This window comes from Mitsuokella sp. AF33-22 (assembly GCF_003475755.1).
GTDB lineage: Bacteria > Bacillota > Negativicutes > Selenomonadales > Selenomonadaceae > Mitsuokella.
The window spans coordinates 127458-140774 of record NZ_QRQA01000008.1 but is presented as its reverse complement, the minus strand read 5'-3'; the positions used below and the strand labels follow the sequence as shown (position 1 = coordinate 140774).

At 54.2% G+C, this 13317-nt stretch carries 6 protein-coding genes; all 6 read right to left on the bottom strand.

Annotation, left to right across the window (positions count from 1 at the left end):
• Positions 1-5398 (bottom strand): filamentous hemagglutinin N-terminal domain-containing protein (locus DWZ54_RS06760; protein ID WP_118475006.1); only part of this gene is annotated, 5398 nt, incomplete at its 3' end.
• A gap of 251 nt (positions 5399-5649) precedes the next feature.
• Complete coding sequence (locus DWZ54_RS06755) at positions 5650-6444, bottom strand: hypothetical protein (RefSeq protein ID WP_118475005.1); 795 nt, start codon at positions 6442-6444, stop codon at positions 5650-5652.
• A 107-nt stretch (positions 6445-6551) separates the two neighbouring features.
• A complete protein-coding gene (locus tag DWZ54_RS06750) occupies positions 6552-8258 on the bottom strand; it encodes a ShlB/FhaC/HecB family hemolysin secretion/activation protein (protein ID WP_233541641.1) in 1707 nt (568 codons plus the stop codon).
• Positions 8259-8544: 286 nt separating this feature from the next.
• Positions 8545-9804 carry an NAD(P)/FAD-dependent oxidoreductase gene (locus DWZ54_RS06745; protein WP_118475004.1) on the bottom strand — a complete coding sequence of 420 codons (1260 nt, stop codon included), beginning with the start codon at positions 9802-9804 and terminating at the stop codon, positions 8545-8547.
• A 652-nt stretch (positions 9805-10456) separates the two neighbouring features.
• On the bottom strand, positions 10457-11797 hold the full coding sequence (rpoN, locus tag DWZ54_RS06740) for an RNA polymerase factor sigma-54 (RefSeq protein ID WP_118475003.1): 1341 nt from the start codon (positions 11795-11797) through the stop codon (positions 10457-10459).
• A gap of 172 nt (positions 11798-11969) precedes the next feature.
• Entirely contained in the window at positions 11970-13259 is a 1290-nt protein-coding gene (locus tag DWZ54_RS06735; RefSeq protein WP_118475002.1) for a hexokinase family protein, read from the bottom strand.
• Positions 13260-13317: the final 58 nt, after the last annotated feature.

Sequence of the window (13317 nt, the reverse complement as noted above, 5' to 3'; positions counted from 1 at the left end):
CATTGACGAAATCACTACTCTTGATTTTGTACGGCGTGACTATTGCTTTACCATCCACAATTGAAACATCATAATTGTTCAATGCATGGAATGCGTTTGCTGTTTTAGCCGCAAAGGTCAGCGGATAGTTATTGCCTACATCTTTTGTCCAGATACCAGTGAGTTTGCCATCAAGTGCAGCATCATTGTCATATTTGATTTCGCCAAGACCTTGTGCCAGCGAGTCTTTCGTATCGCCATTAACCAGGCTCTTGCCCGTTTCTGTGCTATAGTTGTAGCTGTACTCATCTTCATCAAACTTCGTCCCATAGACAGTTTCGGCATTGCCGATATTGACCTGTAATTTAGCCTTATTCAGATAGACCCGGCCTGGATCCTCAGATACCAATCTATAGTTCTTTGCCAAAATGTCTTGTAATTGAGATGAGAGTTCTGGGTTAATGGCATAACCATCTGTATTGACATCATTCGTATACCATTTTTTATTAATATACAGCAGAGCATCCGATGTGCCATGGAAGGTTGATTCAAAATCTTTTTCGTCGCCATTTGTCAAGCCAGAAATCGTACCTACTGAATTCTTACGGAGTGCCGTCCCAAGAGTCTTGTAATCGCCATACGTTATATTCCTAATATCACCAACAGTGATTGTATACGGTGCCCGGTTGACTGTAGATACTCCAGACAAAACATTCTTGACGTTATAGTTTTTCAGATACGAATTAAACGCCGAAGGTTTAATCGTTAAGCTATACTCGCCAAAATTCTGTGTTGCTCTGCCACCCGTACCATCGCCAGTATTCGTATACTTAGGCGACACCTTTAATTCTGCATTCAGCATCTCAGCCGTATCGCCGTTAACAAGATTGGAATACGTGTAAGTATACAGATTCTCATCAAAGGGCGTACCATAGGTAGTCGTGGCATTGCCGACTTCAACCTGTAAGTCAGCCTTCTTGACCTTGACAAAACCTTCTTTTGTGCCGATCACTTCATAATTCTGAGCTGGAGAATAATGCGCTGTTGTAATGCTATAGCCATGCTCATTAGCATTGTTCGTATAGAAATTGCCAGATGCATCTGTAGCGCGCTCCCCATTTACGAGCTTATAAGGAGATGCCTCGGAATCCGTCATGTTGACACTGACATCTGGGGTTAACTCGTTCAGGACATCACTTTCCTTGTCCCAAGACACCAACCCATCCAAGCTCAAGAGCTTGTTGTTCAATTGATCACGAATCGCGTTGCCATCACCATACGTCGTCTCGATGTTCTTTGTGATGAGCGTAATTCCCTTTTTCTTCAAGACAGCTTTCCCTGTCTTGCTCGTCTTGTCATCAATCTCGTAGTTCTTATTGATAGCTGCCCGAAGTTCATCCGAGAGGCCGGAAAGATCTGCCTTGACTTCATAACCATCGTATGTTTTCGTATCATTATCATAGAGGACATTGTTCGTGCGAACTTCATCACCGACAGTAATCAAAGCGTTCGACGTGCCGTTGAGCTTCATCTCGGCTTCGCCATCGCCATTCGTCAGGCCTTTAATCGTCGCTGCATTCTCGAGTTCTTCCTGAACACCAGACACATCGCCGTATACTTTTTCAAAACCGTCCGTTTCAATAGACAATTTTGCTTTGTTGACTTGAATCGTGCCCGTGCCAGTGAGGTTGTAGTTGATGCTGGCGTCTTCACCCTTTTCATTCAGGATGCTGCCGAAAGCAGCCGAATTCTCATACGTACCGGCATCTGCTGTCGTGCGACCTTTCTGATTCTCGGTGTAGGCACTGACTTCTTTAATGGTAACCGTGCCAACCTGGTCGTTATTTTTAAGGTTCGAAGCAGTCGTTGTCCACGAGATATCCGAGTTGCCATAGGTCTGGGTTCCCGTGCCGCTGATATTGGCATCGCGCCTGAGGATTTCAAGCGTACCATTTGCTGTTGTAACGGCATAGCCTTCTTTGCCAGCCAGATTTTGCCCCTCTGCTTTGATAACAAAGTATGGACGCGCATTATCGCTGCTCGTTTTATTAATGTCACCATCCATACGGGTCTTTTCTGCCGCAGCGCCCTCGCTCGAAAACTCGATTTCACCCGTATAGCGATTCTTCAAGTTTCCTTCCTGGAAAGCAGGTGTGAATTTCTCATCCGAAACGCTGTACGTACCATTGCGGCCCGTGAAGGAAGCCGTTGCCGTCGTCGTGTACGCGGTTACATCAGCTTCATCACCATACGTCTTTGTCTGATCATCCGCTTTGACCGTAATTGTCGGCTGTACCTGGAAGATGTACTTGTTCGTATTTTCCGCAGCATACGCGTAGAGACCGTTGTCGCCAGTCGAGCTGGCGTGCCAGAGGGCCGTCGTCTCGCTGTTGAGGTTCGTACCGTTCGTACCGAACGTGTCGCGGTCTGGCGATGCGGAGTAGACTTGCCAGTTGCCGCCTGTGCCAGTCGTGATGGCATTCGCTGCCTTCGTTGCATCTGTTGCATTATGGAAGGAACCATCTGTGCCGCGTGCATCAATGATGACAGCATCGTTTGCCGTCGACTTGGTAATCAGCGCGCCGTTGTTCGTCGTACCGTAATCGTCAATGGTGATATCTCCCGACTCGCCCGTGCTGACAAGCTTGATCTTATCTGCGGCCGTAATGCCGTGAACCAAAATATTGCCGTCAGATGTGACGTTTACATGGCCTGCATCTGATGTAATGCGATCGCCGACTGTGACGCCGTTGCCCGTAATATCGACGTTATTATCGACATGGACAATGCCAGAGAGGGTTGCACCAGACTGATTCGTGCCACCGCCGATATTGACTGTACCAGTACTCGTGATGGCAAGTTTGCTCAGCGCAACGGAATGTCCGACGTTGCCCTTCAGGTCAACACTGCCGCCATTACTGTTGATGACAAGACCGGAATGCGCCAAGTTCTTTTCCTGAACAAAGCCTTTCGTCGTACCAGCGGATGACTTAACATCATCCCAGTTCGAGGCAGTGCCAAAACCTACCGATACATATGGGCCAGAATTATTTGGTTCTTTTGTGGTTTCACCTGTAATATTCGACTTACCATTGTTCCAATTAGCGTAATAGTTTTCCGTAGGTGTGCCATCATTCCTAGCAAACTTGGTACCTTTGGTGCCATTGGCATTCGTAACCAGTCCTTCCGGTCCAGTAATCCAATAGTATCCATCTCTATACGTATTATCTACCGGATTTCTAGAATTGCCACTACCTCTACCACCAACAAAAAGCGGATTTTCCTTGCCCTGGCTCGTCAACGAGTTTTCTAGAGCAGTTGTGATAGTTGCCAAATAGGTATCGCCTGTCTTTGCGCCACCTTCTGTATTTCCCTGAGCCAATATTTTAGCAAAATCCCAGTTATTAGCTACATAGTACTTAGCTACCTTTTCTTTTTCAGAGGCACTTAAGTTACTCCAGTCGACTATGTAATACCGAAGATTTCCCTGAAAATCATAATAGGAGTACCCCTCTCCAGACTGAGCTATTTTATTTTGAGACGAAATACTCTCATAGTAAGATTTAACTTTACTGTTCCATGCATAATTAGAATAGGATGATTTTATCTTATTAACCAATTCATCCCATTTTGCCGTATCATCCATCGAATAGATGGTATAAGCGTTGCCAGAATCAATCGAGCCGATAACCTTTACGGCACCACCGTTCGTATCCAAGATCAGATTGCCACCATTCAAGCCAACGGCTACGTCGCCGTAAAGATTGACTGCACCGCCATTTGTATTGATTGTGCGGCCAGCAGTGGATCCACCATTACCGAAGTACGTACCAACCGTACCTTTCGTTGGATCAGCTGTTCCTGCTACGCGATAGTAAGTCTTCCCCCCCCAAGTATACGACTCTAGCTCAACATTGCCGCCGCTGCCGGAAGTGAAGCTGCCGCCGTTGGTATCGATGTCGGCATTGATCAGGACTGCGCCGACACCATTGCCATCGATATCGGAATTCAGAACGACATTGAGCTTGCCAACTGTCGATTTTATGGACTTATTGATTGTGACATTACTCTGTGCTTCGAGCGTGAGAGTCGTCGTATCGGCATCCTTTTCGCCGCTCTTCTTGATTTCCGAATCAACCGTAATCGTTGCGGCCTTGTTCTTGTCGACGGACTGAATCTTGACACTCGTGCCACGGCTCAGCAAAGTATTGACCGTATTGCTGTTGACCCAAGACGTCTTATTGGCATCAGCTGTCTGGACTTCATTATACGAGTTATCCGAATCTGCATCCGTACTGCCACTTGGCTTTGAATCCGAGATTACAACATCAAGCGGGTCGAGCAGCCACTCGCCGGCTTTGCCGGTTTCACCGGCTGCGTCGATGTTGACTGTATCACCAATCTCGAGGTAGTCGCCCGACGTTTCAATCAGACCGCCGTCGACTGTACCGCGGGCCAGCAGCGCTGCGCCGTCTTTGAGGTGCGTTTCCGCACCGATGGCCTTGATCTGGCCTGCACTCTGCCCGGCCTCCATGCCGGATGCATCAATCGTGCCACTGATCTCAACGATGCCGCTTTCGCCGCCGTCGAGCAGGATCTCACCCTTCTCGTTCTGGCGCAGCGTCTTCGCCTCAATCGTACCTGTATTGTTGACGACCGTGCTCATCACGTCGCCGGCCTGCTTCGCCGTCATGACGATGTAGCCGCCGTCGGCTTTCAGGACGCCGCTGTTGAGCGTGCTGGCTTTCGCAAGCGTGCCGTCAACTGTAAAGTTAAGCTTGCCCGCCGTATCGGCAGACAGGTTGATATTCTTTGCTGCGGCCAGAGCAATCTTGCCGCCTTCGTTCGCGATCGTGCCGCTGTTCTCGACAGCCGCTGCATGCAGTGCCACGAGGCCGCCTTCGGCGCGGATCGTACCTTCATTGATGACTTTCGCCGTGGAATCGTCAGCGAGCTCCAGATTGAGCGTGCCGTCGCCATTGCCGAAGGCTTCCATCTGGCTGTCGCTCACCCGTGCAGTGGAGGCCACGAGCGAACCAACGTCAACGGAAGCGTTCTGACCGAACAGGACGCCATTGGGATTGATGACGAATACCTGTCCATTGGCTGTGAGACTGCCGTCAATGAACGTCTTTGCGTCACCGGTCACGCGGTTGAGTGCAATCGAAGCAGCGTCCGGCTGGTTAAAGCGAACGCGTTCATCGTTGTTGATATCGAAGCCCTTCCAGTCAATGGCGAGGTGCTTCGTATCCTGGTTTACCGTCATCTCTTTGTCCTGACGCGTGATTTCGCCATGACCCGAGCGGATTGTTTCGCCCTGCGGCATGGCATACGCCATACCACCGAACGACATGGCCATCATGGTCGCTGCGAGAGCAGCCGTTTTGCGATGCCATGTTCTTCTTATCTTGCGTGTCATGATGGTTCCCCTCTTTCTTTTTTGTTATCAGACATGCCACCTTTTCAGAAGATTGCGATAATGCAGAAAATGGTGCTGTCCCGCATCAGCGCAAGCAAAATCCATCTGGTAACTGCTGAGGTTGTCTTCTCCTGTTACCCAAGTATAGCTTACCAAAAATCAGGACCTATGTCCCTGTCAAAAACGACAGGTATGGCAAAATAAAAATACACCGCCAGAAAACTGACGGTGTATGGATGTTGCGTATGGTTTCAGCCGGGACCTTCGACCCAGGCTTCGGCATCGAGGATGACGTCGGGGTCAGCCTCTGCGACTTTGTAAGCCGAGGCGGGTGTGCCGCGCTGCTTGAGGTGTTCGATGATGATGGCACCATCCTTGCCTTTCTGCTGTGCGCCGGACTTGGCTGTCTGTTGTGGCGCTGTGGTCTTGCCCGTTTTCTTGCTCAGCGGAGAGAAACGGACGGCAGACAGCTGCACGGTGCCGTCCTGGCTGCAGACGAGCCCGTCTGCTTCCTGAAAGCCGTCGCTGTTGATGACGGTGCCGACGAGTTCACGGACACGCCGCTGCGTCGTGATGACGGTGGCATTCTCCGCCTGCAGCGCACTGCGGTTCAGGGTATTTTCCTTGGCGAGTTCTCCGTTGACGCTGATGCCGATCTTGCCGGCGACGTCAGCGGACAGGTGGATGTTTTCCGCATCCGCCAGCGTACTGCCGCCCTCAGGGATTGCCCGCAGGGCGATGAGGCCGCCTTCATCCGATATTTCCTGGCTGGTCAGCGAGACGTTGCCGATATCAGCGGCCAGGTCTGCCTGGTCCACGCCCGGCACGGATACGAGCAGCCGGCGGTCGTAGAGGCGCGGGCGCACCGAGGTCAGGGTCCCTGCATCAACACCGGCTTTTTCCACGGACTCAGGCTCAGCGTGAGAACCGTGAACTTTCGTCAGCGGCATGGCGTCGGCTGTCGTCATCGGGCTGGCTGCCAGCAGGGCGAGTCCTACGGCAGCAGCCAGTCGCAGGCTGCGGAAATCAGATATGAACTTGCCCATTGCTTTCACCTTCTTTACTGGAGGCTTGCCTGGCGCAACCTCCTCGGGAGAGGCCCGGAACTGCCTCGCCGTTTATGATCGTGTAGAATGAGATTCGGGGCTGCGGATCAGAAGTAGACGCCGCCGCGGATCCAGAAGTGGCCGCCCGTATGGCTCGTATCGCTCGTGGGTTCTTCCGAGCCGAGCTTCCACGCATAGTCGAGGCGCAGGAACCAGTCTTCCCAGCGGGACCAGATGAGGCCGAGGCCAATGCCCTGGAGGTTGCGATGGTTCTTCGGGTTGCCAATGGCATCGTTGTCTTTATTCATCCAGACGCCGCCATGCTCGAGATAGGTCGCGAGATGGAGCTGCTGATCCTGTGCGCCGAGCGGCAGGAGCCAGCGCAGTTCGGCACGCGTCAGATAGCCCATGTCGCCCGAAGCTTCACTCGTCGGATAAGCGCGGACGCCATAGGGGCCGCCGAGGGAGAAATGCTCCGAGGAGTCGAGGTTGTTGAACGCGTACTGTCCGCGGGCGGAGAGCAGCAGATAGAGACGATTGTTGAAGTTCTGGCGGCGCAGGATGTTGGCACGGATCTTCTGGTAAGTGCCGAGCGTACTTGGGTCCGCACTCAGGAAGCTGTCAGCATCATCGCTGATGTGGCCCCATTTGTATTCGACGCGCCAGTCCGTGGCGCCCTTGCGGTCCTGTTCGTCGCCGTAGAGCGAGAATACGGCGGCATTGCCCGTCTTGTCCGCATACGTCGTATTGAACAGGCGGTATTCATCCTGGATATCACTGTGCTCATAGCGCAGGCCCGTGTAGAGGTTGTGGCGCTGGCTGCGCTGGATGGCGTAGTCGAGGCCGAGCGAAGCGATGCGGGAATGACCAACGGCGTCGAGGTCTTCGAATTCATCGCCGAGCTGGTACGTCAGCACGTTGTAGCCAGCCGTGAGGCGCATGCCGTCGCGGATGACCGGGATCGTGTAGTTCGCGCCCCAGTTGAAGAGCTCGTTGCCCGTCGTCGTGATGCCGACGGCCAGATGGTCGCCTTCACGCGCGAGGTTCAGGAAGTCGTAGTCGAGGCCGTATTCGTTGTAGCCGGTCGAGCGGTTGCCGTAGTTGTCGATGGAGAACAGGCCCTGCTTGCCGTTATGCGGGTTGAGGTCGAGCGTCACATGGACGGTGCCGGGGTTCTCGCCCGTCGTCAGCGTTGCCTTGGCGTCGGCACCCGCGAGGTCGGAGAGCAGCCAGACGGCACGCTCGAGGTTTTCCTTCGTCAGGTAGTCGCCTTTCTTGAGGAACTGGATTTCACGCTGGACGGCGCTGTCGTGGATCTTCGTGTTGTTCCGGACGGTGATTCCGTCGAAACGGCCAACCACCACGGAGTATTCCACGACACCACCGGTGATTTTCTGAACAGGCAGATAGGCGTGCGCGGCGATATATCCCTTATCGCGGAAGTATTTCGTCAGTGTATCGGCACCATCCTGCAGGTCCTTGAAGGTCAGGAGTTTGCCTTTCTTGTCGGCCAGCAAAGCTTTGAGGGTGTCTTCGCTGTAGATGTCCTGGCCCGTGATCTTGAAATCGTTGACTTGTACTTTGAGGCTTTCCGGCAGATTGAGGCTCGGACGCTGTTCCTGCTCAACGTTGATATCCGCCGACCCCAGCGATACATCGCCAGGCTTGCCGAAGTCATGTTTATTCTGCTGTTCTCCCATCAGAGTACCAGCGTCCGGCGTAGTGGCAGCTTCAACACTTGCAAAATTGGAACCAGCCAAGCCGACAGCCATGGCTGCGGCAATCAATCCCCACTTCTTTCCCATTTTCTTCATAAGACCACTCCTATCGTTCTACTATTCTACACGTATAGCATAACAAGCCCATTAGATTCTGTCCCTGTCGTTTATGACAGGTCAGATGTTTTTCTAATGTGGGATGCCGTTTTCTTAAAAAACGGCGTAATTGAAAAAAATTATTTATAGCATAACTTTCTTTGTTTTTTATTCTGCATGCTTGTAGAAAAATCCTGCCTCTTTTGCAAAAACAATTGTTTCTACTAAAAATCTCCCGGTTTTCACCGGGAGATGGCATGAACCGTAATGCTGTTTATCGAATCGCTTACGGCTGGATATTCGTGATGATACGGCCGAGGCGCGTGCCCGAGAAGAAATTCCAGGTCCACTTGAGGGCAACCGTGAAGTTGGCATGTGCGCCGGCGAGGCGGAGGAGATGGACAAACATCCATGCGCACCAGGCGAGGAAGCCCGTCATCTGCGGGTTGATCTTCGTCTTGTCGACGACGGCTTCGCCGCGGCCGATCGTGGCCATGGAGCCGAGGTCTTTGTAGTGGAAGTCCTCGAGGTTCTTGTCGCCGCGGATCAGGCGCATGATGTTGTTGAAGGCGATCTGAGCTTCCTGCATGGCAACCGGCGCAACCGTCGGCAGCGGGCGCTCCGTGCCGTGCTGGAAGTGTGCGCAGTCACCGATGGCAAAGACGTTTTCGCTGCCTTCGACCTGCAGCTTCTCGTTGACGATGATGCGACCGCCGCGGTCAACTTCGCCGCCACAGTCAGCGATGAACGGCACAGCCTTGACGCCGGCTGCCCAGATGACGGTATTCGTCGGGATCGTGGAACCATCTTTGAGCTTAAGATCCTTGCCATCGTAATCCACGACCTGCGTGCTCAGCATGACATCGACGCCTTTATGGCGCAGGACCTTGACGGCATGCTCGCGGAGGTTCGGCGCGACCATCGGCAGGACGTTCGGCGTAGCCTCGATGAGCTTGACGCTGACTTCGCTGAAGTCGAGATGATGGAATTCTTTTTTCTGGATCTCGATGAGCTCGGAGAGAGCACCGGATTCCTCGATGCCCGTCGGGCCGCCACCAACGACGACGAACGTCAGCATGCGGCGGCGTTCTTCCGGATCCTTGCTCTTGTTGGCACGCTCGAACATGTGCAGCACGTGGTTGCGGATGTGCAGGGCTTCCTGCAGCGTCTTCATGCCGTAGGAATTTTCCTCAACGCTCTTCATGCCGAAGAAGTTCGTCGTGGCGCCGGCCGAGAGGATAAGGTAATCGTACGGGACCTCGCCATGGTTCGTCTTGACGACTTTGCGGGCCTGGTCAACGCCCTGTGCTTTCGCCATGAAGAATTCGACGTTGTTGTTCTTGCGGAAGAACGTGCGAATTGGATAAGCGATTTCGTCCGTGGAGAGGACAGCCGTCGATACCTGATAGAGCAGCGGCTGGAACAGCTGGAAGTTGTGGCGGTCGATGATTGTGACGTTTACATCCTGCTTGGCAAAGAGCTTTGCCGCCTTGACGCCGCCAAAGCCTGCACCGACGATTACGATTCTTGGTTTCTGATCTGCCATGATGATTTCCTCCCTAAGATACCGGAACGAGAATGGTGCAGAGTTTGTGAAAGTGAAAACATGAACTTTTATGTCCAAAAAAAAGGGATGATTCCGTAATTCTCTTTCACGCATTCCCGCTACATACACATACACATAGTCATAGAATGTGCTTTTTTTAACTTACTCGGCTAGACGATGGTCTTAACTTGCCTACGGCTACTATCATATCACTTTTCTGATGATTTTCAAGCTTTTTCTATAAACTTTGCAAAATTTATTATACGTACAGGAGTACTGACGCATTCCCCAGAGTTGAAGGCTTTAGGGACGACGGCCGTTTCTGCTCGCTACACCAAGGACCTCTTCCGCCCCTTCGGGGCACCTTCTCCGGGGATGCCACCGGCATCCCGCGCTTCGCGCCCGTGCGCGGGGCTGCGCCGCATGCAAAAACTCACAGTCAGGCATTGTTCTTTCCCGCCAGCTCAAGGACCTCTTCCGCCCCTTCGGGGCACCTTCTCCGGGGATGCCACTGGCATCCCGCGCTTCGCGCCCGTGCGCGGGGAAGGCTGCGCGCTTTGCAAGGGTTGCAGGTTCTGCCGAAGGTCTCAAGCCCAAAGCCTTCCCCGTTGGGGAAGGGGGACCGCGCTAGCGGTGAATGAGGTCCTTGGGCTCAATAGCGCTTGCGTTTGACAGAGGAGGCGTAGCCGAGCTGTTCGCGGTATTTCATGACGGTGCGGCGCGAGAGGTCGAGGCCCTGGTTCTTGAGCAGGGTGCAGAGTTTCTGGTCGGACAGGGGCTTTTTGGGGTCTTCTTTCTTGATGAGTTTCTCGATGGCGGCCTTGGCCTGACTGGCGGCGAATTCTTCGCTGCCAGCACCGGGCAGGCGTGCGGTGAAGAAGCTGCGCAGGGCGGCGATGCCGCCGGGCATCTCGACGTATTTGTTGGCCACGGCGCGGCTGACAGTGGATTCGTGGACGCCGATGGCATCGGCGACTTCCTTCATCGTCATGGGATGCAGGTATGCCCTCCCCTTCTCAAGGTAATCGTGCTGACGGCGCACGATTTCCTCGACGACATGGCAGATCGTCTGGCGGCGCTGCTCGATGCTGTTGATGAGCCAGGCTGCTGCATTGAGGCGCTTCGTGATGTACTTGCGCGTCGAGGCATCGAAGTTGTCGGCCTGACGGTAGAGTGCCGAAATCTGCAGATGCGGCACATACTGATCCTCAATCTCGACCTTGTAGCTGCCATCTTCGGCACGGCGCACGACGACATCGGGCGTGATGGTGACGGGCGAGCCTTCGCCGTACGCGCTGCCCGGCTTCGGATCGAGGCGGCGCACGATGTCGATGCCGACCTGCACGTCGGCCGGACGACAGTGCTCGGCTGCTGCGATTTCCTTGATGCGGGCCTCGGCCACCTCGTCGAGATGGCGGTCGATGATGGCCGCGACAAGCCCTTCATAAATGCCCTGCCGCTTGGCCTGCAGGCGCAGGCATTCCGCCAGGTCACGGGCCGCGACGCCAGCTGGATCAAATTCCTGGACGCGCGCGAGGACCTTTTCCACCAGGGCCGCATCCGACTGCGTGGCCCGCGCGATTTCCGCCACGGGTACGGTCAGATAGCCCTGGCTGCTGATGGAGCCGACGATGAACGTCGCGATGGCGCGTTCCGCCTCGTCTTTGAAGGTGAAGTTGACCTGTTCGAGCAGTTCATCCTCAAGCGTCGTGTACTGCGGCGCAGCGGCCTCAAAATTCTTTTCTTTATCGTCGACGAAATACCCGGGCTGCTTGCCGTCGCCGCCGAGATAATCGGAGAGCGCGGCAATGCTCGTATCCTGCGGGGCGTCGGGAGCGGCCTGCATCGCCTCGTCGTGGTAATCCATCTCGAGTACGGGATTTTCCAAATATTCTTTTTCAATGGCAGCACGCAATTCCTGTGCCGAAAATTGCAGGATCTGGATGGCCTGCTGCAGCTGCACCGTCATGGACAGGCGCTGGGACAGGTTCATTTGCAGGGACGTTTCGATGGTAAGCCCCTCCTTTCTCACGCTGCGGGATGCACCGTGAATTTCTTAATTCCGAATACGTCAAAGGACGGCTCACAATATCCTTTCTGATATTGTGGCCGTCCTTTGATTATACCGCATATCGGTGTGTTTTTACACCATTATTTTGTCCGATTTATTTCTGGGACATGGCTGCCGCAATGGCTGCACCGAGTCCGGAGCCGCCGTTTTCGAGGACCGTGTCGACGACGGCAGCGTCTTCACCGAGCAGCTCGGAGAGGGCGCGCATGATGTTTTCCTTGGCCAGCGGCATCTTCTCATAGACGGAGCCGTCGATGGCGATGTGCTGCTTCTCAATCTTCTTGTCGCCGGCAAGCTGCCAGATGATGCCGACGTACGTAGCCGTCACGAGGCGTGCCGAACGGACGACGATGGCGCTGGCGAGCTGCTGCACGAGCTCGCAGTCTGCCGTCTCGAGTTCATGGCCCGTCTTGGCTTTGACGATGGCCTTGACCGCTCCGCGCTCCGGCGTCTCATCGAAGATGGTGTTGCTCATGTCGATGCTCGTGAAGCCGTATTTCTTCCCCTGCTCGCCGAGGAGCTCAGCAATGGCCATGCCGAAAAGCTCGCCCATGTAACGGCCCGAAACCATCTTCTCGAGGCGCTGCTCGCCCGGTTTCTCGGACTGCGCGTCAAATTCCGCGTCGAAACGGTTCGGTGCGAGCTTCATGAAGCCGCCGGATTCGAGGTTCAGGATCATCGGGCGTTCTGCCTGGTCAGCAAACGGCTCGAAGTAGCAGGTGTTGTGGCCCGTCGCATAAATGGAGCCGATGTAGGTGTCGGCCTGCTTGTAGGCGGCTGCGAGCAGGACAGCAACGGTGTCGTTGATGACGGCCGTCGGCTCGACGTTGTCGATGCCCTGACGATGCAGTGCTTCCTTGAGGAGGTCGTTTACGACCTTGCCCTCAACGCCCTTCGTCGCGAATTCCTTCGTCCAGATGATGAGCTTGGCGTTGTAGAGGTTCGTCTGCTCCGACGGGAAGGAGAAGGTGTGCCCGAGCAGGTATTTCGTCGTATGGTCGCCTTCGATGGCCTCGTCAACGAGCTCGGCGATGAAGTCAAACTGCTGCTCTGCCGTCGAGCCCTCGCCGACGAAGTCGTAGACGCCTTCGACGCGCAGCGGCTTGGCAACTTTCTTGAGCACCTCGAATTTGCCGTGGCCGTCGAGGCGGATGCGCAGCACGCGCACGTTCGTGCCGCCGAAATCGAGTGCCAGGTACTCGCCCGTTTCCTCACCCGTGGGCAGGCCGACGTACGATTTGAGCATGCGCAGGGAGGATTCTGCCGGATCCTGCAGGCCCTTGCGCAGGTCGTAGCGGAAATCGGCTGCAACCTCGTGCAGGCGGCCGCCGTCGACGGTGAATTCCTTGATGATGCTGTCAAACTGATCCTTGTTGAATGCCATGTCAAACTTCCCCTTTTCCAATTGTTTACCCGGTACCCAAAAGATACCCCGATGAACG